General features: G+C 69.0%; 27 protein-coding genes and 5 pseudogenes. 18 read left to right on the top strand and 14 right to left on the bottom strand.

Annotated features, from left to right (window positions below; genetic code table 11):
- Positions 1 to 298 precede the first annotated feature (298 nt).
- Entirely contained in the window at positions 299 to 1,384 is a 1,086-nt protein-coding gene (locus tag AB0M62_RS14745) for a hypothetical protein (protein ID WP_366074543.1), read from the top strand.
- A gap of 237 nt (positions 1,385 to 1,621) precedes the next feature.
- Here AB0M62_RS14745 and AB0M62_RS14740 read toward each other — a convergent pair whose 3' ends face one another.
- Complete coding sequence (locus AB0M62_RS14740) at positions 1,622 to 2,869, bottom strand: competence protein CoiA family protein (RefSeq protein ID WP_366074542.1); 1,248 nt, start codon at positions 2,867 to 2,869, stop codon at positions 1,622 to 1,624.
- Positions 2,870 to 3,226: 357 nt separating this feature from the next.
- Between AB0M62_RS14740 and AB0M62_RS14735 the strand changes: the two genes are divergently transcribed.
- Positions 3,227 to 3,736 (top strand): DUF6650 family protein, encoded by a 510-nt coding sequence (locus tag AB0M62_RS14735; protein ID WP_366074541.1) that lies wholly within the window; start codon positions 3,227 to 3,229, stop codon positions 3,734 to 3,736.
- 313 nt (positions 3,737 to 4,049) lie between these two features.
- On the opposite strand, the gene AB0M62_RS14730 is transcribed toward AB0M62_RS14735, so the two are convergent.
- Together AB0M62_RS14730 and AB0M62_RS14725 are read right to left on the bottom strand one after the other, a co-directional pair.
- Positions 4,050 to 5,153, bottom strand: coding sequence for an MFS transporter (locus tag AB0M62_RS14730; protein ID WP_366074540.1), 1,104 nt, complete (start codon positions 5,151 to 5,153; stop codon positions 4,050 to 4,052).
- A 72-nt stretch (positions 5,154 to 5,225) separates the two neighbouring features.
- Positions 5,226 to 6,266, bottom strand: coding sequence for a hypothetical protein (locus AB0M62_RS14725; protein WP_366074539.1), 1,041 nt, complete (start codon positions 6,264 to 6,266; stop codon positions 5,226 to 5,228).
- 108 nt (positions 6,267 to 6,374) lie between these two features.
- Here AB0M62_RS14725 and AB0M62_RS14720 point away from each other — a divergent pair, with 108 nt between their 5' ends.
- Both AB0M62_RS14720 and AB0M62_RS14715 read left to right on the top strand, forming a co-directional pair.
- Positions 6,375 to 6,812 carry a DUF4442 domain-containing protein gene (locus tag AB0M62_RS14720; protein ID WP_366074627.1) on the top strand — a complete coding sequence of 146 codons (438 nt, stop codon included), beginning with the start codon at positions 6,375 to 6,377 and terminating at the stop codon, positions 6,810 to 6,812.
- A gap of 158 nt (positions 6,813 to 6,970) precedes the next feature.
- The gene (locus AB0M62_RS14715; protein ID WP_366074538.1) at positions 6,971 to 7,633 is read left to right on the top strand and encodes a DedA family protein; all 663 of its coding nucleotides are present in this window, start codon (positions 6,971 to 6,973) and stop codon (positions 7,631 to 7,633) included.
- 215 nt (positions 7,634 to 7,848) lie between these two features.
- On the opposite strand, the gene AB0M62_RS14710 is transcribed toward AB0M62_RS14715, so the two are convergent.
- Entirely contained in the window at positions 7,849 to 9,381 is a 1,533-nt protein-coding gene (locus tag AB0M62_RS14710; RefSeq protein WP_366074537.1) for a SpoIIE family protein phosphatase, read from the bottom strand.
- Positions 9,382 to 9,672: 291 nt separating this feature from the next.
- Here AB0M62_RS14710 and AB0M62_RS14705 point away from each other — a divergent pair, with 291 nt between their 5' ends.
- Positions 9,673 to 10,200, top strand: a complete 528-nt coding sequence (locus AB0M62_RS14705; RefSeq protein WP_366074536.1) for a gamma carbonic anhydrase family protein — start codon at positions 9,673 to 9,675, stop codon at positions 10,198 to 10,200.
- A gap of 175 nt (positions 10,201 to 10,375) precedes the next feature.
- On the opposite strand, the gene AB0M62_RS14700 is transcribed toward AB0M62_RS14705, so the two are convergent.
- Both AB0M62_RS14700 and AB0M62_RS14695 read right to left on the bottom strand, forming a co-directional pair.
- The gene (locus tag AB0M62_RS14700; RefSeq protein ID WP_366074535.1) at positions 10,376 to 12,370 is read right to left on the bottom strand and encodes a hypothetical protein; all 1,995 of its coding nucleotides are present in this window, start codon (positions 12,368 to 12,370) and stop codon (positions 10,376 to 10,378) included.
- 87 nt (positions 12,371 to 12,457) lie between these two features.
- The gene (locus AB0M62_RS14695) at positions 12,458 to 13,300 is read right to left on the bottom strand and encodes an alpha/beta hydrolase (RefSeq protein WP_366074534.1); all 843 of its coding nucleotides are present in this window, start codon (positions 13,298 to 13,300) and stop codon (positions 12,458 to 12,460) included.
- On the opposite strand from AB0M62_RS14695, the pseudogene AB0M62_RS14690 reads away from it, so the two are divergent.
- The 3 genes and pseudogenes from AB0M62_RS14690 to AB0M62_RS14680 form a co-directional block, all read left to right on the top strand.
- Positions 13,284 to 13,530, top strand: a pseudogene (locus AB0M62_RS14690) (MarR family transcriptional regulator); the annotation flags it as partial. The gene AB0M62_RS14695 and the pseudogene AB0M62_RS14690 overlap by 17 nt on opposite strands.
- 151 nt (positions 13,531 to 13,681) lie before the next feature.
- A pseudogene (locus tag AB0M62_RS14685) lies at positions 13,682 to 13,808 on the top strand (glycosyltransferase family 2 protein); the annotation flags it as partial.
- Between the two features lie 182 nt (positions 13,809 to 13,990).
- On the top strand, positions 13,991 to 14,752 hold the full coding sequence (locus AB0M62_RS14680) for an acyltransferase (protein ID WP_366074533.1): 762 nt from the start codon (positions 13,991 to 13,993) through the stop codon (positions 14,750 to 14,752).
- Here AB0M62_RS14680 and AB0M62_RS14675 read toward each other — a convergent pair.
- A pseudogene (locus tag AB0M62_RS14675) lies at positions 14,753 to 15,022 on the bottom strand (hypothetical protein); the annotation flags it as partial. It lies immediately after the preceding gene.
- On the opposite strand from AB0M62_RS14675, the pseudogene AB0M62_RS14670 reads away from it, so the two are divergent.
- Positions 15,019 to 15,501 (top strand): annotated as a pseudogene (locus tag AB0M62_RS14670) (XRE family transcriptional regulator); the annotation flags it as partial. The pseudogenes AB0M62_RS14675 and AB0M62_RS14670 overlap by 4 nt on opposite strands.
- Positions 15,502 to 15,544: 43 nt before the next feature.
- Positions 15,545 to 16,099, top strand: coding sequence for a YbaK/EbsC family protein (locus AB0M62_RS14665; RefSeq protein WP_366074532.1), 555 nt, complete (start codon positions 15,545 to 15,547; stop codon positions 16,097 to 16,099).
- A gap of 349 nt (positions 16,100 to 16,448) precedes the next feature.
- Here AB0M62_RS14665 and AB0M62_RS14660 read toward each other — a convergent pair whose 3' ends face one another.
- Positions 16,449 to 16,856, bottom strand: a complete 408-nt coding sequence (locus AB0M62_RS14660) for a CoA-binding protein (protein WP_366074531.1) — start codon at positions 16,854 to 16,856, stop codon at positions 16,449 to 16,451.
- A 213-nt stretch (positions 16,857 to 17,069) separates the two neighbouring features.
- On the opposite strand from AB0M62_RS14660, the gene AB0M62_RS14655 reads away from it, so the two are divergent.
- Positions 17,070 to 17,297, top strand: a complete 228-nt coding sequence (locus AB0M62_RS14655) for a dihydrofolate reductase family protein (protein WP_366074530.1) — start codon at positions 17,070 to 17,072, stop codon at positions 17,295 to 17,297.
- A gap of 117 nt (positions 17,298 to 17,414) precedes the next feature.
- Here AB0M62_RS14655 and AB0M62_RS14650 read toward each other — a convergent pair whose 3' ends face one another.
- The gene (locus tag AB0M62_RS14650) at positions 17,415 to 18,197 is read right to left on the bottom strand and encodes an SGNH/GDSL hydrolase family protein (protein WP_366074529.1); all 783 of its coding nucleotides are present in this window, start codon (positions 18,195 to 18,197) and stop codon (positions 17,415 to 17,417) included.
- Positions 18,184 to 18,420: a hypothetical protein gene (locus AB0M62_RS14645; RefSeq protein WP_366074528.1), complete on the bottom strand. Its 237-nt coding sequence runs from the start codon at positions 18,418 to 18,420 to the stop codon at positions 18,184 to 18,186. The genes AB0M62_RS14650 and AB0M62_RS14645 overlap by 14 nt, the downstream gene beginning before the upstream one ends.
- Before the next feature lie 134 nt (positions 18,421 to 18,554).
- Here AB0M62_RS14645 and AB0M62_RS14640 point away from each other — a divergent pair.
- Positions 18,555 to 18,984, top strand: a pseudogene (locus AB0M62_RS14640) (nuclear transport factor 2 family protein).
- 674 nt (positions 18,985 to 19,658) lie between these two features.
- The gene (locus tag AB0M62_RS14635) at positions 19,659 to 20,690 is read left to right on the top strand and encodes an aldo/keto reductase (protein WP_366074527.1); all 1,032 of its coding nucleotides are present in this window, start codon (positions 19,659 to 19,661) and stop codon (positions 20,688 to 20,690) included.
- A gap of 49 nt (positions 20,691 to 20,739) precedes the next feature.
- On the opposite strand, the gene AB0M62_RS14630 is transcribed toward AB0M62_RS14635, so the two are convergent.
- From AB0M62_RS14630 to AB0M62_RS14620, 3 genes are read right to left on the bottom strand one after another with little or no spacing between them, the layout of a single operon-like run.
- Positions 20,740 to 21,534, bottom strand: coding sequence for an oxidoreductase (locus AB0M62_RS14630; RefSeq protein WP_366074526.1), 795 nt, complete (start codon positions 21,532 to 21,534; stop codon positions 20,740 to 20,742).
- Positions 21,525 to 22,064: a DUF4326 domain-containing protein gene (locus AB0M62_RS14625; RefSeq protein WP_366074525.1), complete on the bottom strand. Its 540-nt coding sequence runs from the start codon at positions 22,062 to 22,064 to the stop codon at positions 21,525 to 21,527. Before AB0M62_RS14625 ends, AB0M62_RS14630 begins: the two co-directional genes overlap by 10 nt.
- A gap of 18 nt (positions 22,065 to 22,082) precedes the next feature.
- On the bottom strand, positions 22,083 to 22,310 hold the full coding sequence (locus AB0M62_RS14620) for a hypothetical protein (RefSeq protein WP_366074524.1): 228 nt from the start codon (positions 22,308 to 22,310) through the stop codon (positions 22,083 to 22,085).
- Positions 22,311 to 22,505: 195 nt separating this feature from the next.
- Between AB0M62_RS14620 and AB0M62_RS14615 the strand changes: the two genes are divergently transcribed.
- Positions 22,506 to 23,300 carry a crotonase/enoyl-CoA hydratase family protein gene (locus AB0M62_RS14615; RefSeq protein WP_366074523.1) on the top strand — a complete coding sequence of 265 codons (795 nt, stop codon included), beginning with the start codon at positions 22,506 to 22,508 and terminating at the stop codon, positions 23,298 to 23,300.
- A gap of 75 nt (positions 23,301 to 23,375) precedes the next feature.
- Here the strand turns inward: AB0M62_RS14615 and AB0M62_RS14610 are convergent, their stop codons facing one another.
- The gene (locus tag AB0M62_RS14610) at positions 23,376 to 23,576 is read right to left on the bottom strand and encodes a DUF4236 domain-containing protein (protein WP_366074522.1); all 201 of its coding nucleotides are present in this window, start codon (positions 23,574 to 23,576) and stop codon (positions 23,376 to 23,378) included.
- Positions 23,577 to 24,233: 657 nt separating this feature from the next.
- On the opposite strand from AB0M62_RS14610, the gene AB0M62_RS14605 reads away from it, so the two are divergent.
- The 4 genes from AB0M62_RS14605 (at position 24,234) to AB0M62_RS14590 (ending at position 26,289) form a co-directional block, all read left to right on the top strand.
- The gene (locus tag AB0M62_RS14605) at positions 24,234 to 24,509 is read left to right on the top strand and encodes a type B 50S ribosomal protein L31 (RefSeq protein ID WP_366074521.1); all 276 of its coding nucleotides are present in this window, start codon (positions 24,234 to 24,236) and stop codon (positions 24,507 to 24,509) included.
- Between the two features lie 91 nt (positions 24,510 to 24,600).
- Entirely contained in the window at positions 24,601 to 25,155 is a 555-nt protein-coding gene (locus AB0M62_RS14600; protein WP_366074520.1) for a histidine phosphatase family protein, read from the top strand.
- Between the two features lie 441 nt (positions 25,156 to 25,596).
- Positions 25,597 to 25,839 carry a DUF6411 family protein gene (locus tag AB0M62_RS14595; RefSeq protein ID WP_366074519.1) on the top strand — a complete coding sequence of 81 codons (243 nt, stop codon included), beginning with the start codon at positions 25,597 to 25,599 and terminating at the stop codon, positions 25,837 to 25,839.
- A 99-nt stretch (positions 25,840 to 25,938) separates the two neighbouring features.
- The gene (locus AB0M62_RS14590; protein ID WP_366074518.1) at positions 25,939 to 26,289 is read left to right on the top strand and encodes a PRC-barrel domain containing protein; all 351 of its coding nucleotides are present in this window, start codon (positions 25,939 to 25,941) and stop codon (positions 26,287 to 26,289) included.
- The last annotated feature ends 172 nt before the right edge of the window (positions 26,290 to 26,461 follow it).

Here is a 26,461-nt window from a genome sequence, read left to right as displayed (position 1 = left end):
TTTACCGGCCCCCACCGCCACAGCGTTGAAGCGATACCTCGTCGTCGAGCACGACCTGGGGGTCGACCAGCATGCAGACCCCAAGCATGACGTGGTCTCCGGGATCAAGTGCCGTGACGGCTGCGACGGCAGCACTGACGGCAACGAGGGCACACGACGACAGCCGTCAGCAGCGCCCAGCGGCATCGGCGCCCAGCGGTCAAAACCATCTGTATGGCTGTGTTGCCAGCATCTTCTAAGCACCTACCACGTCAAGTCAGGTGCGAGGCCGTGGGCATGGCGTGCACAATCCATGCCCATGAAGACTGATCGACCGGTCCGCCGGTTCGGATCCGAGTTCGTGGTCGAGCAGCGCCGTCGGTATGGCGCGCGGCCGCCGGAGGGCAGGATGCTCTCTTACGACCTGGCGGTGGAAGAGGAGTACGAGCCCTGGCGGTCCTGGCTGGACAAGCAGCTGGCGCTCCTCCCGAACAAGACCGCTGACGCGGTGGCCGCGAAGCTGTGGCGTGATCAAAACTTCTGGCCCGACATCATCGAGCTCGCCGCCGGCGCAGCCCTGCGTGCCGGTGGCTTCGAGGTCCAGCTGGAGCGACGCTGGGGCGAGCTGACCCCAGACTGGACGGTCATCGACGGGGACGGCAAGCCGGTCGCCCTCGTGGAGGTGCTGACGTACAGTCCGCCGAAGGACACGTACGGGAAGATGAAGGCGTGGCACAACCTGGTGGAACGCATCAAGCAGATCCCCGTCCCCGTCGTTCTGACCGTCGCCGGAGACGGCAACCGGCCACTGCCCGCCCCCGATGCTGGAACCGCAAAGAAGATCACCCAGGACCTGCGCCGGACCCTTCTCTCACGTCTGCACCAGGACGCCTTCAACAGCCAGGGCTATACCTTCCTGCTCCAGGCGGACCGGCGCACGGGCCGGACGATGCAGCCTCCGGGGATGCGCACCATCCTGGTCCCGCCGAGCAGTATGGCGGGCATCGTCTCCGCCCGGCCGTTGGCCAACGGCATCGACGAGAAGGTCAGCAAGTATCGCGAATTGGCCGACGAGGCTGGTCTACCCCTGATCGTGGCCGCCGGCGCCCACAAGTTCACCGGTCTCGGAGTGCAGCAGCTCGATGATCTACTTAGCGGCGCGTCCACCATGACCGTCCAGTTCAATTACGGCGACTCATTCATACACGAGCCGGTCGTCTTCGGGCTGGGTAACCCTCCGCGGTGGACAATGCCCTCGGAACTGGCTGGCGTCCTGTGGGTGGACAACACTTTTCCCTTCACTACCCAGTGGCGGCTCAACCGCGATGCCATGACCCCGGCACAGGCTGATCTGGTTACGAACCTGGGACGAGGGAACGGACAGTTCGACAGTGTGACTGGTTAGCACGGAGCCTGGAACAGATGTAGTCCATGCGCGAACGCCTTCGGCCACCCGACAGTCGAGACAATACGGGTGACCGGCTATCAGACGCACTATGGAGGAACTTGGCAGCCACTTGAAGGATGCCTGGACAAGGGACAGTTGTCCCCGAGCTCAGCTTGCGCAGCTCCGACCAGCAGTCGATCAAAGCCATGGAACTCCCTAAGATCCTCACGATCCTGACATCCTGGGGTATCCGTCTTATCGAGCGGCGGCCACCGTCAGCAGCGTTGACCACGGTGCGAGCGGGTGTGACAGTTGCCCGGTCGAAGTTACACAGCAGGTGTCGGCGGTTCGAACCCGTCTGCGCTCACCAGCTCCGAGGCGTAAGGGCTTCACCGCGCCCCGACGAGGCGATGGCACCGATGACAGCGGTGTGACGACGCGGGTCCCCTCCGGGGCGGAACGGAGCAGAGCGTCTCGATCAGGGTTAGTGGCCACGAACATGACCAGTCGGGAGAAGAGCTGCCAGTCGACCCTAGAGGGGTCGGGATGAATTACTCCGTATGGTCTGCCGTCGACGCAGACCGGCACTCCGCATGCCCAGTTCCCCGCGACCCATTGGGGCTTAAATGTTGGTTCCTTCCCCGTCTCGGTGCGTATCAACTGTGCAACCGCGGAGTGGAGATTCCGCCTTGTGCACTCGGAGAGGATCCCCTGCCACTCCTGGACCAGGAAGCGGTTGGCCTCGGGCCACCTGCGGGCACGCCATTCCAAGCTCTCCCGGGCCTGCCGTTTACGACCCTTGCGTTCGACTTCGCCGAATCGTGCGGCGGCGGCGATGTGATGCGGTGAGCTCCACACCTCAGACCAAGAGCAGCGGCTCAAATAGAGGCGCTCCGCCGGCTTGTGGGCCATCACGCAGCCCTCGAGGACCTGGCGAACGAATGTCGGCAACGTGCTTTCTAAACTGCGCCAGTGGCCGTGCTCTCCCAAAGGGCACTGCCAGTGCCGCTCATGCACGTCGCACGCTTCGATCTCAAAGCGTGCGAGTCCTGCAGCGACTTGCCAGTCCGCTTCATCCGTAGTGGGAGGATTCACCACGATAGAGAGGGCGGCGCCGAGCCAAGGATGCAGGCGCGTGGACACCCAGCAGATGCCAACGCGATCGTCAATGATGCGCCGGGTGCGCTGCTGGATCTCCTCGATGCTGACTGGGGATAGCTGCGCCTCCCACGCCATCCGGATAGTGCTGTTGTGTGAAGAGGACAACACATCCGCGCGCCAGTTTCCATCTGGGCCGGGAACCTCTAACTGTGCCTGGTGACCTACCGCGCGGATGGCAGTGGCCAACTCCAGCTTCAGCAGGTGATGCTCCAAGGACTCGCCCGCCATTGCGCAGGTAGGGGCACCTGGGTCGTGTGCGAAGAATCGTGCTCCCCGAGGTGAGACCTTCGCGTGTACGCGGTGTGCACACTCCGGGCAGGCAAGGTCGACCCGCGGCCGCACTCGGTGCGCTGCCTCCCAAGACCACGCACACCCGAGATCCGCCAGCGTCGCATCCCGCCCTGCTCCGGATGCAGGGCAGTCAAGGACAAGTCACGCCCCCTTCTCTCGCCAACGCGATGGGCTGTAGGCCCTCACAGCTTGTCCGGTCTCGATCACGAAGGAAACCCCAGAAGGGCCAGCTCAAGCAGTCACATGCGAGTACATCGTCTCGGTGCCCTCTCAAGGCTCGGCCGGTAGCAGAACCCCGAGGGCGCCTCGACTCATATGGAACGAGGCTGGGGCCCCGGCCGCAAGGGCTCGACCCACGAAACCCAACGAACTCCCACGCTCCACCAACAGGCTACGTACGCTGCAGGGGTGAGGGCTTCAGAGATCATGCGACGTATCAAGGGCTTCAGCACACCACTCGGCGGTCTGGATTGGGAGGCGCCCGTGCCTCAACGGGTCGTCGCCAAAAGGGTCCTCGTATACCTGGAGGATCGAAGGGTCTTAACGACTGAGCGCGGGTTCGCGGAGTCACTTCGAGACCCGGAGCACTGTGTCGCGTCGGTGCTGCAGATACGGGAGATGTTGACCCAGATCCTGATGGAGCCTGATACAAGCGAGGAACTTGCCGACCATCTCAAGGTGATGCGTGCCGCGTGCCGAAGATACCTGAACCGCGTCGGAACCAACGACTCAGTAGGGCGTCAGCCGACTCGCCTGCGGAGCGCTTCGTACGGCGCCGCCCTGGGTGAGCTCCGCGCAGTATTCGGTATTCAGCTTGGGGTGATTGCTACACGCTACAAGCTTGAGCTCTCGGGCGGACTGGAGGCCCTCCTACCCGCTGCTGACTCCGATGACGATGATGCAGACGCCCGGTTTTAGCGAGACAGGCACTCGAGTAGCCATCCGGGAACCGCGGCCTTTCGTGGACTGGGAAGGCGGCACCCAGCGCCGAAAGCCGTCTGACCCACTGAAACCGCCTCAGCCGAACCGGCCTCCGGAGCTGTTGCAGTACAGCAGCGAAGTACAGCAACCACCGGGACCGCAGCCGACCGCCACCAGCCCATCGCACACGACTAACCAGCCCAACAGACCTCAGCGACCGCCCTGCCGGTAGTTCGCATCGAGAGGGCCAGCCCGTGCCACAAGATGCCAGTAGGAGCGGGGGGCTTGGGGCTTCCCAGAGGCTGCCGGCTCAGACCGACACGTGCAGCCCCGCCGGCCGTCGCATCCGGACCTGTCGTCGCGTCAATCTAGAGGGGCAACACCTATCGAGGTGCTGCGTCGTCATCCACGAGACGCCGAACACCTCGATCGCGACCCCGCTGACGAACATGACGGCGGCCAGACCGCCCACCGGCAGCGGGATCGCCAGCGCCGCCGAGGGCAGGGCGAGCGGAAAGACACAGAGGCTGCCCGCGAGCAGCAGCCGGCGCGGCTTCCAGCGCATCATGAGCAGCGCGCCGCCGAGGGTGCCGACACCGAACGCCGCCAGGGCCAGACCCCACGGGCGGGCGCCGCCGAGTTCGTCCCGGGCGACCAGCGGTCCGTACACGGACTCGGCGGCAGCGACGACGGCGACGACCACCGAGAACTGCATCACGATGGTCCACAGCCAGGTCCGGCCGATGAACTCCTGCCAGCCGTCGCGCAGATCGGCGAGCATTCCGCCGCCCGGCTCGCGCGACGGGATGTGGCTGACGTCGAGGAAGGCGCGCAACAGGCCGGCGACGGCGAAGGCGGCGGCGTCGACGGCCAGGACCCAGCCGGGGCCGATGGCCGCGATCATCGCGCCGCCGAGGGCTGCGCCTCCGATTCCCGCGCCGTGCATGGCCATACGGAAGAGGGCGAAGGCGCGGCCGGCCTGCTCGCCGCTGACGCTGGAGAGCAGCATGCCCTCCGCGGCCGGGTTGAAGAACGCCTGGCCGGTACCGCACAGCGCGGTCAGCAGCATCATCTGCCACAGCTGCGGGTCGCCGGTCAGGACCAGCAGCGCGAACGCCGCCTGGGAGACGCAGTTGAGCGCGTTGGCGGCGACCATGACCCGGTGCCGTGGCAGCCGGTCGGCAAGTGCGCCGCCGATCAGCAGGAACAGGACGAGGGGCAGCGTGCGGGCCGCTGCCACCAGACCGACGTCGCCGCCGTCGCCGCCCGCCTGCAGGACAGCGAACGCCGCCGCGATCAACGCACCATGGCTGCCCAGGTTCGTCACGACCGCGGCGGCGGTCAGCAGGCTGTAGTTGCGGCCCGCCCATTCGGGACGGCGGCGGGGGCGGCGGAGTACGGCGGCAAGGGTCACCCCGGGACTATCCACGCCGCCGCCGCGAATTCCAAACCGGTTTCCGGACGAGCGGTTGTCGCTCGCCTGCGGTCAGCTTGCGGTCAGCCGGACCGTGCCCAGGATCTTCTGGATGGTCGCGTCCGGCACCTCGTCCTTGACGCCCTTGGCCCCGTAGAGAACCCAGGTCGCGAAGTCGCCGTTGGCGGTCTTGAAGGTGAAGGCGATCGACTTGCCGTCGGAGTCGCACTTGGTCTTTTTCGTGACGCCGGGCGCGGTGGCCGCCACGACATGGCCCTTGAGCCCTGACGTGCTGGTGAAGGCCTTGGCGGGAGTGAGTTTGACCGTCTTCTTGGGCATCTCCTGGGCGTATGCGCCCCACACCCATGTGCCTGCCTCGTTGCGGGCGGCCTCGGCGGTGTTCTTGGCGCCCTGCCCGCCCTTGGTGCCGGTGCCGGCGAGGCTGGTGGTCTCGGTGTTTCCGTCCTTGTCGGAATCGTCGGTGCACCACTCCTCCTTGAGGAAGGCGGGAGCCGACATGCTGATCATGGGCGCGCCGTCGTCCTTCTTGGCGTCCGCGAAGCCCGTGTACGTGTCCGGCGTCTGAACCTCCCACTCCGGCGGAACGTCGAAGGCCGTTCCGTATTTGGGGTTCACGACGACCTTCCAGCCCGCGATGAGCGGCTTCTCCGATCCGGTGCTGCCGTCCCGGGGGTTGGCGGCGGGGGACGACGGCGTGTCGCCGGCCGGCTCGGACGGCGACGCCGACTGCTTGCCGTCGCCTCCGGCGGTGTCCACGTCGTCGCCATTGTCCTTGAAGACCAGAACCCCGGTCACCGCCGCGACGACGACCACGACGGCCGCCGCGACGATCGCCACTGTGGTGGTCTTCCGGCCGCCGCCCTGGGGCGGCCGGGGCGTGCCCAGCGGAGTCGTCGGGACGTTCCACTGCGGGTTCGTCGACTGCTGGTAGGGACCCGGCTGCTGCGTGTAGCCGGGCTGCTGCACCGGCTGATGCGGATAGCCGGGCTGCTGATACGGATTCGGCTGCTGGTAACCCGGCTGCTGGTACGGATTCGGGTTCTGGTCCTGCGGGTTCTGCTCGCCCCCGGGCGGCTGCTGTCCTGGCCACATGGCGAGTAACGATAGAGGTGCCGCGCCACACGGGCTACGGCCGCCCCTCCTCAGGGATGGCCAATGGAGCTACCGGTGGGTAACATCTTGGCCATGAGCGCAGACCAGATGTCGATCGGCGAGATGCTCGCCGCCACGGTGCCGATGGCCCGCACGCTGAACCTGGAGTTCCTCGAGACCACTCCGGAGCGGGCGGTCGTGCGGATGCCGGACCAGCCCGACTTCCACAACCACGTCGGCGGCCCGCACGCCGGTGCCATGTTCACGCTCGCGGAGTCCGCGAGCGGCGCGATCGTCCTGGCCGCCTTCGGCGACCAGCTGTCGCGGGCAGTGCCGCTTGCCGTCAAGGCCGAGATCGGCTACAAGAAGCTCGCCATGGGCGTCGTCACCGCCACCGCCACGCTCGGTCGTCCGGTGGCCGAGGTGGTCGCCGAGCTCGACGCCGGCGGCCGCCCGGAGTTCCCTGTGGCCATCGCCATCCAGCGCGAGGACGAAGCCGTGACGGGTGAGATGACCGTCGTCTGGACCCTGCGCCCGAACTCCTGACCTCCGCCACGCACGCTGCGTCGCAGGGCGTCCCCTCTGGGGGCGCCCTGCCACGTTTTCCGCAATCGGCCTGCCATCGCGTGAACGGGTAGGCTGCCCGCCGTGCGCCGTCGGGGCGCGCGACGGGGCAGAGGCCCATCGAGCGGGAGGAACCGGCGTTGCACATCCAGGAGTGGCTCGAGACCGTCCCCGCGGTCAGCATCTACATCCTGGTGGGGGTGGTCATCGGGCTGGAAAGTCTGGGCATCCCGCTGCCGGGTGAGATCATCCTTGTCAGCTCGGCGCTGCTCGCCTCGCAGCACGGGGACGTCGATCCGGTGATTCTCGGGGCGTGCGCCGTCGCCGGCGCGATCGTCGGCGACTCGATCGGCTATGCGATCGGGCGCAGGGGCGGTAAGCCGCTGCTGGAGCGACTCGGGCGCAAATTCCCCAAGCACTTCGGCGAGCAGAACATCGCCATGGCCGAGCGGTCCTTCGAGAAGTGGGGCATGTGGGCCGTCTTCTTCGGCCGGTTCGTCGCCCTGCTGCGCATCTTCGCCGGGCCGCTGGCCGGTGTCCTGCGCATGCCGTACTGGAAGTTCGCCATCGCCAACGTGCTCGGCGGCATCCTCTGGGCGGGCGGTACGACCGCTGTCATCTACTACGTCGGAGTCGTGGCGGAGGCCTGGCTGAAGCGGTTCTCGTGGCTCGGCCTGGTGCTGGCCGTGGTGGTCGGTGTCACTTCGATGCTCGTCATCAAGAGCCGCGCGAAGAAGGCCGCGGCGACCACGGATCCGGCGCAGCCGGCAGCCGAGCGCGAACTCGCCCCGGCGGCGGACTGACCGCCCGGCCCGCGGGCGCCGCTCTTTCAGGCCGGAAGTGGAGCTCTCTGATCCTCCGGGCGCAGGGCACGACGATCTGCCCTCGGTCGGCCGTGGGGCGCCGGGCGCGCTCTTCGCGGCCGACCGGACCGCCGCGGAGTGGGAGCGGTACGGCTCGGGCACGGCCGGATGTCCGTCGTCGGCTCCCGAGCGGACCCGTCGCTCCCTTGCTGTTCTCAGGCCGCGGGCGACCGTGTGCCGTCGCGGCTGAGCCCGGAGGGCAGGACTCGGGCGATGAGCAGCGCGACGTCGTCGTGGTCGCCGGGATGGCGCAGCGTGTCCAGGAGCAGCTCGCACGTTCCGTCCAGGGAGCGATGGGGGTCGTCCAGAAGGGCGAGCAGGGTGTCCAGGGATGTGTCGATGGGCCGGTCGCGCCTCTCGATGAGCCCATCGGTGTACAGGAACAGCTGATCGCCCGGGTGCAGGGCGAGCGTGGTGGTGTGGAAGTCGGCCTCGCCGACGCCCAGTGGGGTTCCGGTGGGCAGCTCGAGCAGTTCGTGCTTGCCGTCGAGGCGGAGAAGGGCCGGGGGCAGGTGGCCGGCGAGGGAGAGGCGGCACTGCTCGCTGTGCGGGTCGAAGACGGCGTAGACGCAGGTCGCCATGGTGTCCTGCTCCAGGTCTTCGGTGATGCGGTCGAGCTGCTGGAGAACCTGGGCGGGGTCGAGGTCGAGGCCGGCCAGGGTGCGGGTCGCGGTGCGGAGCTGGCCCATGGTGGCGGCGGCGCTCACGCCGCTGCCCATGACGTCACCGACGACGAGGGCGGTCTTGTCGCCACCGAGCGCAATGACGTCGAACCAGTCCCCGCCGATCTCGCTGGCCGCTCGGGCCGGCTGGTACCGGGAGGCGACATCCAGCCCCGGCCGCTGCGGTGGCGAGCGGGGGAGCAGGCTGCGCTGAAGGGTGAGCACGGTACGGCGTTGTTCCTGGACGGCACGGTGCCGCTCGGTCACGTCCACGCTGGAGGTCACCACCCCGAGCACCTGCCCGTTGGGCGCTTCGAGGCGGTGAAAAGAAATCGACCAGGCATGCTCGTTGTCCGGGTCGGCCGGGGTGCGGCCCACGGTGTACTGGTCGATGACAGGGGTGCCAGTAGCGAGAACCTTGCTCATCGTCGCTTCGAACGACTCGTCCAAGAAGGGCAGCACTTCGTGGACGTGCCGGCCCACATGCTCGGCGGCGGGTACGCCGTTCATCCGTTCCTCGGACGGGTTGACCGAGACGTACCGAAGGTCGGTGTCCAGTACACCCAGTCCGATCGGCGACTGGGACACCAGGCGGGCGGACAGTGCCAGGTCCCGTTCGACCTGCCGCAGCGTGGCCTGATCCGCGGCGAGACCGAGGGCGTAGTAGTCCCCCTCGTCGTCCTGCAACCGCATGTTGCGGAACTCCACCAACCGCGTGCTGCCGTCCTTGTGCCGGACGGGGAGGACTCCGGCCCAACTGTCGCCGCTTTCCATGACCTGGGCGAACAGATCCAGCACCAAGTGCTGGTGCTCGTGATGGACCAGCAAGGGGGCGGCGAACCCGCCGAGGGCCTCCTCTGCGCTGTAGCCGAACAGGTCCTCGGCCTGCGGGCTCCAGAGATCGATCCTGCCCTCGGCATCGAGGAGAACGGCTGCCACGCTCAGCACATCGAGGAGGCCACCAGACGCGGTGGGAGCGACGCCCGCCGTGTCGGGACGGGCCTGGAACGACTCGGCTGCACACATCCCAGGCCCTCCTCACTGCACGCGCCGCCACCCATGGGTGTCAGGGCGCCGGCCCGAGCCCGCGGCTCGGCTTGCGTGACTCTGCCTTCCCCATCGTCTCCCTCCAGGGGGCCCTCCCGCAGCTGTGGCGGTCACGAGCCCGGCAGCCACCGACACGGCACCGGACCAGGGGGCCGGCGCGAAGGAAGGCCCTGGCACTGCCGACGATCACGACTCGACCCAGCTGCGCTCACTCATGGCCGACCGATTAACGTGTCATCGGCCGCGACGGGCGAATGAAGGGGAGTAGCGATGGCGGAGGCTTTGATCACAGGTCTGGGTAACCATGTGCCGAAGCTGGACTCGCAGGCGTTCGCCGCCCCGACGTCTGTCGTGATCGGCGACGTGACGATGGCGGCCGGATCCAGCGTCTGGTACCACGCGGTGCTGCGTGCCGACTGCGGCCCGATCGTCCTCGGCGCCGACAGCAACATCCAGGACAACTGCACCGTGCATGTCGACCCCGGTTTCCCGGTCACGGTCGGCGCACGGGTGTCCGTCGGGCACAACGCCGTCCTGCACGGATGCACAGTCGAGGACGACGTCCTGGTGGGGATGGGGGCCACTGTGCTCAACGGCGCGCACATCGGTGCCGGTTCCCTGATCGCCGCCCAGGCCCTGGTGCCCCAGGGCATGCGCGTACCGCCCGGATCGCTGGTCGCCGGTGTGCCCGCCAAGGTCAAGCGAGAGCTGACCGACGAGGAGCGGGAGGGCATCAAGCTCAACGCGGTGATGTACCTGGAGCTGGCCAAGGGCCACCGCGAGGCGCTCGGAGGCTGAGGCCCCGTACAAGAGGTCCGGCCGCTCCTGCTCCCTTGCCGCTGCGCCAGGGGCGACACGCCGGGCTCGCCCCACCACGGGGTGACGTCGCCCGGCGAGCCCCTCTTCACTGTCCCGGCGGCCGGGGGTCCGCGGCCAACGGACCCCCGGCCGGTTCAGAAGGTGACGATTACCCTCAGGAGGTGACGACCAGCGGCGCGCAGGCAGGATCCAGGCGCAGCCGGGCGAGGTCGCGGCCCGCCAGGGCCCAGGCGTTCCAGCTTCCGGGTTCGAATGCGAGTTGGGGGTTGGTGTACCACTCGTCGCCGAGCCCCGTGGCGATCAGCGCGGGATCCGCGAGGCCGGGGCCCAGCTGGTGAACGTTGCCGCCGCTGAAGTACGTCGAGGTGAACACCTTGTCCTGGTGCACTTCGATCTCGCCGTAGCCGGGCAGCGTGCCCTTGTCGAGGACCTGCCGAGTCTGCAGGTTCATCGTGAACCAGCCGGCGTTGCGCTTGAAGACGCCGTACAGGATGCCGTTGTGGACCTTGATGTCCTGGAGCGTCTGGTTGCCCGGCACCGGGTCGGACTCCCACTTCACCGTACGGGTCGCCAAGTCGAACGCGGCGACGCTGGCCGAGGTTCGGGTGGGGGTGGTGCCCCCTCCGCCCCGGACGTCGCCGCCCAAGTAGACGATGCCGTCCGGGCCGAGGCTGAGGCTCATCAGGCTCTGGTCGCGGATCACGTCCACGTACACGTCCTTCACCGCCGTGTCGGGGTCCACGACGGACAGCGCGCCCTTGAGGTTGGCGCCAAGCGGCGCGGAGGCCACCAGGAGCTTGTCGGTGGCCGGGTCGTACTCCAGGTCCCACGGCCGCTGCTGACCGTGCCCCAGGTAGCCGAGGGAGCGCAGGGGGGTCTCGGGGGTCTGCGCGTCGAGCTCGACGATCTGGCCGCTCGGGTACATCGCCGCGTAGATCTTGTCCCCGCGACGGGCCAGCGCCTTGGGCTCACCCGGGACCCAAATCCGCTTCTGGGCGCCGGTGGTGGGGTGGTGGACGGTCACGGAGTAGTGGCCGCCGACCCAGACATTTCCGCGGTCCGCGTCCAGCAGCATCGACTGGGGGCGTTCCGACCCCGGGGTGAGGCCCGCGTCGAGCAGGTCGGTGTACTGCGACTGCCCGGTATTCACGTCCATCGTCCACACCCCGCCGCTGCCGGTGAAGCCGGTGAGCGTCGTGCCGTCGAGGACCAGGCTGCGGGTCTCCTCCCCGAGTCGCGGGGTGCCCACCTCCACCAGGGGCTCACCGGTGCGGTAGCGGTAGACCGTGCCGTTCGGACGGGTGGAGAAGTACGCGGTGTAGTCCGGGGCCAGGCCGATGGCGTCGACCGAATTGGTGCCGAGGTCGACCTTCCGCAGGTCGGTGCCGTCGGTGCGCAGGTCGTACAGCGTGTTGCCGCTCGCGGCGCGCACCCGCGTGCGGCCGAGGGAGACGGTTGAGAAGCCGGTGCCGCCCTGGGCCAGTACGCGGACCGCGCCGGTGGACCGGTTGATCGAGATGAGCTTCCCCGTGTCGAGCAGGCCGGCGTAGACGTGGGTCGCGTCGGCGGCCACGGACCGCACATAGCGCTCGTTGGAGTCGAGCACCCCCAGGTTGCGGGTGGCGCCGCCGGCGGGGTTGTACTCCCACACCTTTCCGTCCGGGTACGTGCCCGCGTATATCTTCCCGTCCGGGGCGGCTGCGAGGCTCCAGATGAAGCCGCCGTTGGCTCCGAAGGAGGCCAGGCGCGTGACCTTGCCGGTCGCGGGGTCGAAGCGGTAGAGGTCGGGCACGGGGTAGGTGCCGATGTATATCTTGCCGTCCGAGACGGCGGTGGCCCACGCGCCCTCCGGCGCCCCCTCGGCGGGGCCGTCCGGGATCGGCGTCTGCCGCACGACGGTGCGCGTCGCGAGGTCGAACTCGGCCAGCACCGGGGGCTTCAGGCCGCGGGTGACGACGTATCCGCGCCCCGCGTGCACGGCGGCGCCGACGAGCGCGCCGGTCAGCGAGGCAGGGCCGAAGCGCTCCACGCCCGGGCCGCTGCAGTCGGCAGATTCCGCCTCAACCGCGGGCGCCGCTGCAGCGGGCGGCGTGTGCGACAGGACCGCGAGCAACGCTGCGAGAAGGGGCAGGAGCCAGCGGCGTCTCATAAGGCCTCCAGAGAAATCCATCGATAGGTTCCGGACCGCAAAGGGGTCCTGAAGTGGCATCAAAGAGTGGAAGTCGAGGCTGAGCCGTCAACTCCGCCACTCGCTGCGGAGCTTAAGGCCCGGATCGGAATGCCTCGGCACGCGGTACCCACCACGCCCACCGGCACCGTGAGCACGCTCCATCACAGGGAGGTCAACCGTCCCCGGACCGCGTGCGGCGAACCGGACGTGGCGCACCAAGACGGGCCGCAGCAGCCGCTGCTCGTTCTGCCGCCGCATGGACTGCGATGGAATGGTGCGGCCTCCGCGCGCAGCGCCGGGGCCCGTTCGGCGCCCGTCGATCGTGGCCGTACGGCTGTTGGGGGCCGCGCGGATCAGGGCGTCGGCGGTCGCCACCGTGCCGGGCGCGTCGAGGTTGACGGCCAGGACCGGGACGGTGATTTCCTTCGCGCGCTCCGCCACGTCGGTCACCGGGACGCAGTGATTCGGCTCGTCCGGGACGTGCTTCATCAGCATCCGCAGCGCCATCTCCTTGACATGGCGCACGACTTCGGGATCGACCTCGGCGAGGGTGCGGCTCGGGCCTGGCACCCACTGGACGAAGCCGTCGAGCCGGCCGGGGATGTCGCCGGCCGCGAGCGCGTTCAGTTGGGCCTCGTGGCGCGCCGACAACCAGGGGTCGCTGATGTCCGGTTCTCCGAGCCCACGACCGCTGACGACCAGCGCACGCACCAGCGTGGGGTGCTCCAGCGCGGTGTCGACCGCGATCAGCGCGCCCACCGAGATGCCGACCAGGACCGCCGGTCCGCCGAGGTCGAGGTGGCGCAGCAGCGCGGCGAGGTCGTCGGCCTGGCGGAACGGCTTGCTCGCGTTCGCGGAGAATCCATGGCCACGGGCGTCCGGGGCGATCACCCGGTTCGTGCAGCGCATGGTCAACGATGCCGCCGCGCGCGGCTTCGCAGAGACGATCCCCAACCCCGCGCACCAGCGCGCCTCACTGGTCCCGGCTCACCGACGACGGCCTCGCCGCCATCACCGCCGTGACCACCCGCGAGCACGCCCTGCTGCGCCAGGTCGGCGACGACCTCGCCGACGCCGACGTGGCGACCTGTGCCCGGGTGCTGAGCCGGATGCTGGAACTTTTCGACGACGTCGAGGTGGTCGGCACGCCACCGTGCGTGGTTCCTGCTTGCGGGTGGCCCGTTGCACCGGTGCTGTGCGCGTCGAAGGACGGGGATTTCGGCACGGGCGGTTGCGTATCGGTCACCTTCCAGGTATCGGACGAGTCAATCAGCGGAGTTCCCTTGGCAGTCGATCTGGTTCTGCTGGCTGCGCCGGACCCCGGACCCTGTACCTGGCCCTGGCCGTTCCGCATGATCGCGCGTCGCTCAAGGCGTTCGCCAAGGCGATGGCCGGCCTGCCGTGGGTGCTGCATGAGTGAGTCAGCGTTGCGGCCATGCGCACGCCGGCACCGGCGCAGGTGGTCACCGAAGCAGGGGACGGGCACCCGTGCGGCACGACGGACACCCGTGCGGCGCAACAAGGCGAAACCTTCCAGGGCCAGTACAACCGGCCGGGGTGGCGGGCGCGGGCCGCGGGGCGGACGAGTACCGTGTGCGGGTGCCGAAGAACCGAAACACGTTCTCATCGCTCGCCGCCTGGCGGCGCCGCGCCGTGTCCCACGCCGTCCACCGGGGCTGGCAGTGGATGCAGCAGGCCGGCGCGGTGACCGCCGACCGTCCGGGACGGCTGCGCTTCGGGCGCATCGGCGCCGGCACCCGGCTGGCCTTCCCACAGGGGACGGTGTTCGGCGAACCGTGGATCCACCTGGGGGATCACTGCATCATCGGCGAGCAGGTCACTCTGACGGCAGGCATGATGCCCGGCCTGGATCTCGGCGCCGAACCGATACTTCTGCTCGGCGACGGGGTCGTACTCGGCCGAGGCAGCCATGTCATCGCAGACACCCGCGTGACGATAGGCGACAACACCTACTGCGGCCCGTACGTCTACATCACGTCCACCAACCACAGTTACGACGATCCCCACGAGCCCGTCGGCAAGCAGTGGCCGCGCACGGATCCGGTGGAGATAGGCCCGGGCTGCTGGCTGGGCACCGGCGCCGTGGTGCTGCCGGGAGCGCGGCTGGGACGCAACGTCGTGGTGGCCGCGGGCGCGGTCGTCCGGGGCCAGGTGCCCGACCACACCGTGGTGGCCGGGGCGCCCGCCCGGATCGTACGCAGCTGGGACCCGGAGGCCGGCTGGCAGCCGCCGCTGCGTACACCGCCTCCCGTACCGATACCGGAGGGTGTCACCCCGGAGCAGCTGCTTGCCCTCGCCGAGCTCGACGCGGAGCCGGCGTCCGGCTGCGGCGCGGCCTGATCAGCCCGTGGCCAGAAGCACCGTTCCCACCAGTGCGAGGCCGGCTCCCGCCGCCTGTAGGCCCGCAGCCGTTCCTCGAGCACCCCTCGGGCTGAGTGCCGTCACCACTGGGTAGAGCGAGGCGAGAACGGCGGCGACGGTGATCGGGCCGTGCTGGGCGGCGATGGAGTACGTACCGTTCGCCGCGACGTCCGCGAGGCCCACGAAGGCCAGCGCCGGGAGCGAGGCGCGGATGACGCCCCACCCGCCGCCCTCGGGCAGGGCGCGCCCGGGCCGGGGTCAGCCGCGGAATGATCATCCAGATCGAGCAGGCCCGTACCAATCCGAGTGTCGGCACCACTGTGAAGCTCGCCGACGCCCTCGGAGTCAGCATCAGCACACTCCTCGACTACGAACAGGGCCCCCAGGTCCGGCTCGTGCCGGCGGACCAGGCCGTGCGCATGTGGTCCACCGAGGCCGGGAGTCACACGACGCTCCTGGTGGGCACGGAGAAGCGCGGGCCTCTCGAACTCTGGCGTTGGCGGCTGATGCCCGGGGAGGCCAGTGCCTCGGACCCGCACCCCTCCGGGACGGTGGAACTGCTGCATGTCACCGCAGGCGAACTCACCCTGCTTGTCGACGGCGAACGGCATGACGTGCCGGCCGGAACCTCGGCGACGTTCGAGGCGAATGTTCCGCACTCCTGCCGCAACGACGGATCGGAGGTGGTTGAGATGATCATGGCGGTCTCCACCCCGCCCGTCCGATGAGACAGTCAACCGGGTTTCCTCCGTGCGCTGTTAGCGTGCGGGTATGCGCGCTCCCCTCGGACACTTCGACGACGCCAGGCCCGCCCCCGACTGCCTCGAACTGCTGACCCGGCCGGTGGCCGACGCGGTCCGCGCCTGGCGCGGAACCGTCCCGGCCGAGCAGATCATCTACGTCGACACCGATCCGGCCATCGCCGACACGGCCGCGTTCGTCGAGCACTACGGGCGGGATCTGCTCGACCGGTCGGCGAACTGCGTCGTCGTTGCCGGAAAGCGGGGCGGCGAGTCGACGCTCGCCGCGTGCGTGGTCCCCTCTGCCGGACGGGTCGATGTGAACGGTGCGGTCCGCCGTCAACTCGGGGCCCGCAAGGCCTCCTTCGCCCCGATGGACACCGCGGTGGAGCAGAGCGCCATGGAGTACGGGGGAATCACGCCGCTGGGGCTGCCGGCGAACTGGCCGCTCCTCGTGGACTCCGCCCTCGTCGACATTCCGCACGTGCTGATCGGCAGCGGCCGACGCCGGGGCAAGATCATCGTGCCGGGCAAGCTCTTCGCGGAGCTTCCGGGCGCGGTCGTGCTCGACGGTCTGGCGATCTGAGCTCGTCCGGCTGAGATCGCCCCCGCCCGGACCGGTGAAGGGTTTGGCCGGCAGCAGATCGGACCAAGTCTTGACTCGGGCCAAATACGGAGGAAACTGTTAATACACCGGAAAACCGGAGAGAGCCACATTCGTTGACGGAGACGTCCGTCAACCCACGTGACCCTTTCATCGGCTCTGGCCAGGCCCCCGGCAGCTCTCTTCGACACCGGAGCGACAGCGACGACTGAAGCTCATGGCATCGAATGACGAACTACCGGGGACTGTCTTGTGCCCGGGCGGATTCGTTGGCTGACACGCATCCGCAGTGCCTGTCAGGCCGCCGCCCAGCCGGCGGCAGGCCGGGCTCTCAGCCCAGCCGCGGGATCTCGATCGCCGGGCAGCGGTCCATGACCATGTCGAGACCGGCCGCGCGGCTGCGTTCGTACGCAGTCTCGTCGATCACCCCGAGCTGGAACCAGACAGCGCTGGCGCCCGCGGCCACTGCCTCGTCCGCCACGGGCCCGGCCAGATGGCTGTTGACGAAGACGTCCACCACGTCCACCGGGAACGGAATTGCGGCGAGCGAGGCATAGCCCTGCTCGCCGTGCACCGTCTCCGCCTTCGGGTGTACGGGCACGACGCGCTTGCCGAAGCGCTGCAGCACCTCAGCCACGCCGTAGGCCGCCCGTGACCGGTTGTTGGACAGGCCGACCACCGCCCACGTGTCGCCGTGTTCCGTGAGTATCTTGCGGATGGTCGCGGCGTCGCCGTGCATTCCCAGCCTCCTGCGGGTCGGAAGGTCAACTCTGTCCGCAACAGCCACCGCCCTCCGGGGATTCCCCCGCCTCCTACGGCATGATCCGTCGGGTTTGTCGGAGGACTCGAGCGGGCCGGTGGCCACGGCGGAGGATCTCAGAAGAATCCGGACGGAGCTGTCGATCCGGCCGCCCCTCGTTCGACGCAAGGGTGAGAGCGGAGGTCGCTCCCCATGCCGGTGGTCGACGGCACGGACGTGCGCCTTGGCGGAGGCCCGGCCACCATCCAGCAGTACCTGCGCGCCGGGCTGGTGGACGAGCTGCGCATCGCCATCGTCCCGCTCCTCTCCGGCCACGGGGAGCGACTCTTCGACCACCTGGGAGACGGGATCGACGGGTACCGGGTCGCGGAACAGGTCGGTTCGGCAACCGCCACTCATGCCCGCCTGATTCGCCGCTGACCCGTCCCCTGGGGGATTGCCCGGTGCCCCGAGGCCTTCGGTCCCGGCCGTGCCGGTTCACGTACTGCCGCGAGTACTCGGCCCGGCATCCGGTCGCCGGGGCGTGGGCCGTGGCACTCAGGGCATGGCGCTGAGGGGGAGGAGCTGGGGACGTTTCGCGGTGCGGTTGTCGCCCGAGGACTGACCGCGCAGGCGGCGTCCGAGCCAAGGGCCGAGGAATGCCGCCGCCCAGCGCAGCTCGGCAGCTGCGGCTTGCCGGCCCGCGGGGACCGCCTGTGGCGGCAGCGGGAGTGTCCAGGCGTCGTCGCTCCCGGGCAGGGTGAGGGCTTGGGCGACGGCCGCGGCGATCCGTTCGTGGCCGAGGGGGCTGGCGTGGAGTCGGTCCGCGCTCCACAGCCGTGGGTCGGTGGCGACGGCCTGCCGGGCCGTTTCTGCGACCGAGACCCCGTGACGGTCGGCCGCAGCACGAATGCTGTTGTTGAGGTCGAGCACGCGGGACCTGACCGGCCGGGCGAGAGGCGCGATCTTTCCCACGTCGGGGAACGTCAGGGTCACCACGTGTGCCCCGGTGGCCGTGAGCGCGGCGAACATCTCTTCCAGGTGCCCGGCCACCGTCGCGGCGTTGAACCGGGGCCGGAGCAGATCGTTGATCCCAGCGACGACGGTGACGAGGTCGGGGCGCAGGGCCAGGGCGGGCCCCAGCTGCTCGGTGCGGACCTGGGCGGCGACACGTCCTCGGACGGCCAGGTTGGCGTACAGAAGCCGGGGGTTGACGGCCGCGAGGTGCTCGGCGAGCCGGTCGGCCCAGCCCCGTAGGCCTACGGTGTCGTCTCCGTCGCCGAGCCCTTCGGTCTGGCTGTCGCCCATGGCCACGTAGCGCAGGTACTCACTGCTCGGCACTAGTCGTCTGCCTTTCCCGCAGAACGGCTGCGATCCGCAGGCACCAGTTCCGGTGGCCCTGCTCGAAGGCCAGACCGCGCAGGCATGTCAGGTACGGCCCGATCCGTTCGCCTCGGCGGAGGAACTCCTCCTCGTCCGCATCGCCGTCGAACGCCTTCGCCAGCTGGTAGCCGCTGTACTCGCCGTCCAGCAGTGCCGCCAGCACGGCATGTCTCAAGGCCATCGAAGCAGCCCCTTCCCATTGCTCGTCTTCCCATTGCTCGTCCGCCACTGCATCATACTCAAGGAAGTGACTAGTCATATTCTTGAGTGCCGGGGGCCCTGGAGACTGGAGCGGCGATGGAGACTGGAGGGGCGATGAAGGCTGCTGAACGCTTCCGCAATGCCGTGGAAAGCGCGATCCCGCCGCACTGGAGGACCCTTCACCGAGGACATCCGCTTCTACAGCCCGGTGAAGTTCACCCCCTTCGAGGGCAGGCCCATGGTGCTGGGACTCTTCGGCGTCCTCATGCGCACCTTCGAGGCCATCCGCTACATCGGACATCTCGAGGGGGCGGTCGAGACAGGTGCCGACGGCGAAGAAGCTCAGTCCGTGATCCTGCCTTTCCGGGCCGTCGTGGACGGCAAGGAGATCCACGGCATAGACGTGTTGCAGTTCGATGAGATGGGCCGGGGCAAGGAGTTCACCGTGATGGTGCGTCCCCAGTCAGCTGTACATGCCTTGGGTCAGGCGGTACTTGCCGGTCTGGTGGCCGACGGCCTCGTCCCCGAGCCGGCCGGCAACTAGGGTCTCGCACCGTTCGCGTCGTCGCACAAGCTCACGCCTGTCGCTGCGACGGACCCCGGAACATCCGCCGGCAATGGGCCAAGCTGTCCTTGCAGGCCAACCAGCGCATGCGGGGTGACGGCCCTTGGGTCCGGGCACGGACGGCTCGCCACACTGGCGGAACCTTTCCATCGAACAGATGGGTGACCCGCGTCGGCGCAAGAGCCTGACCGCCTACCTGGACAGGCTCTCGTGAGCCACCTGAGGCCAAGCCCCTCGCGGGACGTACTCCCGGACCGGGCGGAGGCGCGCAAGCACCTGCCATGAGCCGAATCCGCCGGTACGGGGTGCCCGCGCGTACCCGAGCGAAGGCCGTTGGCCGGATCACCCAACGCGGTGACCCGGCCAACGGCCTTCCTTTTGCCCCTGAGCCGCCTGTGGGCGCCCCAGTGTCCACCGTCCTTTGCTCGGGTCTATCCGCTATTGGTTGCTTGATGCCCTACCGTTCCGCGTGGCGAGTTTTGCGGAGGACCGATGGACATCACGGTGCTGATCAGACCCTGAGGTGATCGTGATGGCGGCCCCCTCCGGGTAACCGGTCGCCGGCACCGGGTGGACGGCATCGACCCCGTCCACCTGGGGGAGCCGGTGCTGCTGCAGCTCTCCACGCCCGACCTACGGAAGGTACGCCTCTCATGAAGCGCAGGATCCTCGGTGGCACGGGCATCTCGGTCAGCGAATACGCGCTGGGGGCGATGATGTTCGGCGCCTGGGGCAACCCGGACCAGCGTGAGTCGGTCCGTATGATCCACCGGGCTCTGGACGCGGGCGTCAACTTCCTGGACACCGCGGACATCTACAGCAAGGGCGAATCGGAGGAGATCGTCGGCAAGGCGCTGAGGCGCCGCAGGGACGACGTCGTGCTCGCCACGAAAGGCCACACCGCGATGGGCGAGGATCCCAACTGCAGCGGAAACTCCCGGCGCTGGCTGACCCGTGCCGTCGAAGACAGTCTGCGCCGCCTGGGCACCGACCACATCGACCTGTACCAGGTCCACCGCCCCGATCCGGCCACCGACATCGACGAGACCCTGGCCGTCCTCTCCGACCTCGTACGCGCGGGCAAGCTGCGCGCCATCGGGCACTCGACGTTCCCCGCGGAACAGATCGTTGAGGCCCAGTGGACGGCCGAGCGGCGCGGCCACATCCGCTTCCGCACCGAGCAGCCGCCGTACTCGATCCTGGCGCGGGGCGTCGAGGCGGCCGTGCTGCCGACCACCCAGCGGTACGGCATGGGTGTGCTGACCTGGGGTCCGCTGAGCGCCGGGTGGCTCTCCGGCAAGTACGCCAAGCCGTCGGACATCGACCTCACGGCAGGCGGCGGGCGGGCGGCTCTCGAGCAGCACAAGTTCGATCCGTCCCTGCCGGGCAACGCCCGCAAGCTGGAGGCCGTCGGCGAGCTGACGAAACTGGCGGACGAGGCGGGCCTGAAGCTCCCGTACCTGGCGATCGCCTTCGTACGGGCCCACCCGGCCGTCACTTCGGTGATCATCGGGCCGCGGACTCCCGCCCACCTCGAAGACCTGCTGGAGGGCGTGGACGTCGAGCTGAGCGATGACGTGCTGGACCGGATCGACGAAATCGTGCCTCCGGGCACTGACCTGAACCGGGACGACTTGTACTACACACCGCCGGCCCTGTCCGACAAGTCCCTGCGGCGCCGCTGAGGCCGGTCCCGCCGAGCCGGCCCTCCTCTTCGTCATCCCCCGGGGCTGGTCAGGTCGTCTTGATCTGGCCTCCGTCGATGAGGAATTCGGCGCCGGTGATGTTGCCGGCGCGGGGGGAGGCCAGGAAGACGACGAGGTCCGCAACCTCGTGGGGTTCGGTGATCCGTCCGGTGGAGATGCCCATCTGGCGGGGAACGACCTCGTTCAGGGCCTCATCGGCGGTACTGCCGGCGCCTGCGGCGACGGCGTCGGCGAAGGCACCGGGGTCGGTCCAGAACGGAGTGCGGACGGGCCCTGGTGCGACGGCGTTGACGCGTACGCCACGTGGGGCGAACTCCTCCGACAAAGCCTTGGTGAGGTTGCTCAGTGCGGCTTTGGCCGCCGAGTAGTCCACCACGGTGGGGAACGGCAGCCGGGCATTGACGGAGCTGATGTTGACGATCGCCCCGCCGCCGTCGGCCAGCAGATGCGGCAGGGCAGCACGGCTGGCACGGACCGCGCTCAAGAACGTCAGGTTGAGCGCCCGCTCCCATTCCGCGTCATCGATGTCGAGGAAACTGGCGCGTGGGCTGGCGGCGCCCACGTTGTTCACCAGCACGTCGACCCTGCCATGTCGGTCTGTGGCGGCCTGGATCAGCAGGTCGGCACCGTCGGCGCGGGCCAGGTCGACGGGGACGAAGGTGACGTCATATCTTTCGCGCAGGTCAGCCAGCTGAGGAGTTTCACTGCGGCTGCCGACGACGATACGGGCGCCTTCACGGCCGAGTGCTTCGGCGACGGCAAGGCCGATGCCCTTGCTGCCACCGGTGACGACGGCGACCTTGTCCGTGAGGTTCAGCTCCATCGAGATCCCTCTGCGTCGTGAGCGCAACATGAAAAGTACGCATAAGTCGGGTTGATGCACTCAGTATCAGGCCTCCGCCGGTCTGTGCACGTGCCGATCACCACGAGTTTCGGCGCCGAAGATTCCTGAGCCCCCGGCAGCAGGTCGCCCGGCCCTGCCCTGTGCTGGTCAGCCGGCGTCCCACCTTGATCTGCATCGTCCGAGACAGCGGAGTCGGTCCCCGCCCCCGAGTCCGCCATCTGCGCGATCACCTGGGCGTGGCACGCCTGCGGGCCGCGCCAGCAGCCCAGTCGGTGCCCACGGAGCTCCGGGAGGAGAGCGAGGAGGTCCGGACGGCCGACGAGCCATTCGCGGTACCGCTCGACGACCTCCTGCCGGCTGCCGTCGCGACCGGGACGGAAGGGGCTCGCCAGCGGGGAGGCGCGGAGATCCCAGCCGCCCCGGTGCATGGCCCGCCCGACGTAGACCACATCCGCGAACTCCGGATCGTCACGGTGGCCTCTGAGATTGACGACCGTGGTGCCACTCATGTCCTCAGTCCTCCAGGCTCACCCGGCGCCCGGCAGGGCGAAGACCGCGCAGGTCGTGGTGCCGTGTGCGTACAGCTTGCCGTCCACGGCCCCGAAGACCCGGGCCTCCGCGGTGGCGGTCGTGCGGCCCACATGGATGGTCGTGCCCTCGCAGCGCAGTGTCGGGGTGTGGCCGTACACCGGGCGTACGAGATTCACTCCCTGCTGCATGGTCGCGTAGGCGCGCCGGGTGGGCAGGGCGCTCATGACCGCGGTGCCGAGGCCCCGCGGTGACGTAACTGCACGCTGCGCCGGAGAGGGGAGGTCTCCGAGGCGGCTTTGCGTGCCCGACTGGCTATAAGGTGCCCAGGACCGCGTGAACTTCGTCGAGACCATTGCGTACTCTCCCGTCGGCAAGATGCCGCGCCGGGACCTGCGCGATTCCCCGTGGGAGGGCGAGCGATGAGCAAGCGTGAGGCGGTACGGATCGAGCGGGACGGTCCCGTGTTCACCGTGATCCTGGCCCGCCCCGAGGTCCGTAACGCGGTCGACGGCCCGACTGCCGCCCAACTCGCCGGCGCTTTCCGCCGGTTCGAGTCGGAGCGGGATGCTGCCGTCGCCGTCCTGTGGGGCGAGGGCGGTACGTTCTGCTCCGGCGCCGACCTCAAGGCCGTCGGCACGCCTCGGGGCAACAAGGTCCTGGCCGAGGGCGACGGTCCGTTGGGCCCCACCCGGATGCGGCTGAGCAAGCCGGTCATCGCGGCCGTCTCCGGCCATGCAGTGGCCGGCGGACTGGAGCTGGCGGCCTGGTGCGATCTGCGGGTCGCCGAAGAGGACGCGGTCTTCGGGGTGTTCTGCCGCCGCTGGGGCGTACCTCTGGTGGACGGAGGCACCGTACGGCTGCCGCGGTTGATCGGCGAGAGCCGCGCCATGGACATGATCCTCACCGGCCGCCCCGTCCCGGCCGCCGAGGCATACGCCATGGGGCTCGCCAACCGGCTCGTGCCCACCGGCACCGCCCGTCGGGCAGCGGAGCGAATCGCGCGCGAGATCGCCGCGTTCCCCCAGCTGTGCCTGCGCCACGACAGGCTCTCCGTGGGCGAGCAGCACGGCCTGAACGAGGCGGACGCCCTGGCCGCCGAGTACCGCCACGGTATGGTTCCGCTGGCCGCGGGGGAGACGCAGTCGGGCGCCGACCGGTTCGCGGGCGGCGCGGGACGCCACGGGTCCTTCACCGAGTCGACTGCCCAGGACTGAAGTTGCCGCGCCCGGCCGAACGTAACTCGGGGATTGCGGCACCGGGTAGTCGCCCGCCGCGCGCAATGACTGTGGTCAGTGGCGGCTGCGGCGTGTGCTTGTCTTGCGGTAACCGAAGGGGCCGGGAAGATCCATTGAGGTCGTGCGCCGGCCTGTCGACGAGTAAGTACGCCTGGCACCATCGCCCTTGCCGACCGTGATGGAGACGGACTTGCGGTTGACGTTGAGGCGGACGCCCGGGAATATGCGGAAGCTCTTACGGAAGGTGACGGGCATGGTGTTCTCCTTTAGTTGATCGTTCGTCTTCCCGGAGTTCCCGTGATTACGCGGTTCGGTGCCGACGGCGGCGTGACTCCAACGCTGTTGGGCCGCCAACTGCACCAAACACGCAATCCGCAGGGGGAGTTCCAGGACATTGTGGACAACAGCGGTGCGCCGCGGAGCCGGCGGACCTCGACCGGTTGCGGGGCGTCCGCGACCGGAACGCCACCCAGGTCTGACCCAAAAGGGACTCCGGCCCCCGCCCCCGAAGTACGTGGGTGCGTTGACACCGGCCGCGTTGATCCGCAGCGGTCGGCGGGGAGTCGATCCCGTCGGAACCGGTCGTCCAGAAGCAACTGGACGGGATGGGGCGACTCCCGCACCGACGGACCAGCCGCCGGGAACTGTCGGGCCGCGCGTCGGCGTGCACGGTGGCGCCGGTTGCGGGGTCCCGTAAATGGGTGGAAAGCTGAAGTGCAGGGCCCCGGAAGGGACCTCCGCAGTCCGCTCGGCTTTGCAGGCCGTGGCCGGTCAGGCATGTGTGCACCGCGATTGCCCGCCGGGGCGATGCCGCTCGGTCCAACCAGCTCCGAGTTGTTGATCCGAAGTGCGAAAGCACTGCGGGCCTGCTGGACGGCTGTCCGTCAGCCCCCTGCCCCGGAAGGAGCGCTCATGCAGCAGGACAAGCACCCGGAGTACCGCCCTGTGGTGTTCCGCGACCGTGCGGCAGGCTACGCCTTCCTCACTCGTTCCACCGCGACGAGCGACCAGGTGATCGAGTGGGACGATGGCGAGACCTACCCGGTCGTGGATGTGGAGATCTCCTCGGAGAGCCACCCCTTCTACACCGGCAAGGCACGGACGGTGGATTCGGAGGGCCGCATCGCCCAGTTCGAACGCCGCTACGGCAGCACGGGCGACAAGCCCGACGACGGGAACGCCTCCTGATCCTCAGCGGGTACCAGGGGTCGGCTCGGCCCCGTGGGCGACATGAACGCCACCGCGGCCGTGAGGCTGAGCAGGAGGGCCAGGTGGCCGTGTGAACGAGACTGGACTCATGCAGGCCAACGATTCCGTCCGTCTCATCGTGGTCCGGCACGCGAAGGCCGCACGGCCGGACGTGCCGGACGTGGAGCGGCCACTCGCCCCCAGGGGCCGGCGGGACGCGCCGGCTGTCGGCCGGTGGCTCCGGGACCATGCCTGCGCGCCTGACATGGTCTTCTGTTCGCCGTCTCGCCGTACCCGGGAGACCTGGGAGCTGGCACTTCCACACCTCGGTACGGCGCCTCAGGTCGTCTACGACGCCAGGGTGTACCACGGCGACGGCGACGACCTGCTCGAGGTCGTACGCGAAGCACCGCAGAGCTGCAGGACCGTGTTGCTGGTCGGCCATCGGCCCGCCGTCCAGGAACTGGTGCTGGAGCTGGCCCGAGAAGAGGACAACCCGCACCTCGGCGCCGTGCGCGACAAGTTCCCCACCGCCGGGGTAGCCGTGCTCAAGGCTCCGGGGACCTGGGCAGGCCTGGCCCCCGGTAGGGCGACCCTCGCCCACTTCGCAGCGCCCCGCGGCGTTAAGGGACCACGGACGAACTGAGGTCGCTGCCGGCCTCCGCCCCTCGAATGCGAAGCAGGTTTCCGCCGGACAGGGCTCGGTGAGCTGATTCAAGGCCTGGTGCGGTCGGGCCGGCGCTGCTACGCACGGTGATGGTCCCTCCCCGGGGAGTGCTGCCGCGGGGCCGGCGGCCATCCGGGCGATGGTCTCGTCGTCCTTCCCCCGGTCGGCGGGCTCACGAGGTCGCAGCGCGTCCGCGCCTGCGGCGGCGACCGCAGCGACGTAGGCGCGCCCGCCGAGGGCGTCCAGCTGAGGGGCCCGGTGCCAGCCGAGCCGGTCGGCTTGGGCGCGTTTCATGCCAGAGCTTGAATGCCCCGATCTGTGGCTGCGGCAGCGCCCGTCAACTGCCCGGTTGGCACGACAGCGAATGCTGACTGCCGCTCCGGGCACACGGGTGAGGAACCTCAACGCAGGGAGCTCACCATGATGGTCGTCGGCATTGTCGCCGTATGTATCGTTCTTGCCGTCCTCGCCTTCTTCGTGCCGCGCATCTCCAGGCATCCGCAGCGCGGCACGCAGCGCGGCCTCGGGGTCGGATCCCGAGCCGGGAGCAAGGCGCCCGGCATCCTGGGGAGGCTGTTCAGCAAACCCTTCCGCAGCAGCTCCAAGGCTGTGAATCGCAGCGGCTCCGCCGGCCGCCGAGCCCGCGGACGTATGCCGTTCTAAGGACAATGGCGCAGACCCTGCTGCCTCTCTCCCCACATCCACATCCCCTGGCAGCCGAATCGAACAAAGCCGGGGCGCAGTCGAAAGGGAATCGATCGCATGGACCCTAACCTCTGGACTTACACGCCCACTTCCGGCCGCGAGACCGGAACCAGCCTTATCGGCTACAGGGTTGAGGCGACCGACGGCAGCATCGGCAAGGTCGACAAGCACTCCGACGATGTGGGCTCCGCCCACATCGTGGTCGATACCGGCCCGTGGATCTTCGGGAAGCATGTTCTGCTGCCTGCCGGCACTGTCTCCAGCATCGACCTCGTGATGGAAACCGTCCACGTCTCGCGCACGCGGGACGAAATCAGGAACGCGCCCGAATTCGACAAGGACAAGCACGGCGGTGATCAGGGCTACCGTGAGACGCTCGGCGGGTACTACGGCGGCTTCATGGGCTGACACATCACCCGAGGCAGCAGTGGACCGGAAGCATGGGCTTCCGGTCCGCTTTTCATGCTCCGCTTCTCATGCTCCGACGGAAATGGTCGGGTTCTGAACCCTCCCGCTCACCAGGGTGTACCAGCACTCAGCCGCTTTCGGTCCAACGGGTGGTCCGGAACGTTGTCAGGGT

The sequence above is a fragment of the Streptomyces sp. NPDC051219 genome, assembly GCF_040682335.1.
Taxonomy (GTDB): Bacteria; Actinomycetota; Actinomycetes; order Streptomycetales; family Streptomycetaceae; genus Streptomyces.
Note: the sequence above shows the minus strand (reverse complement) of the source record. Positions and strands in the feature narration are given on the sequence as shown.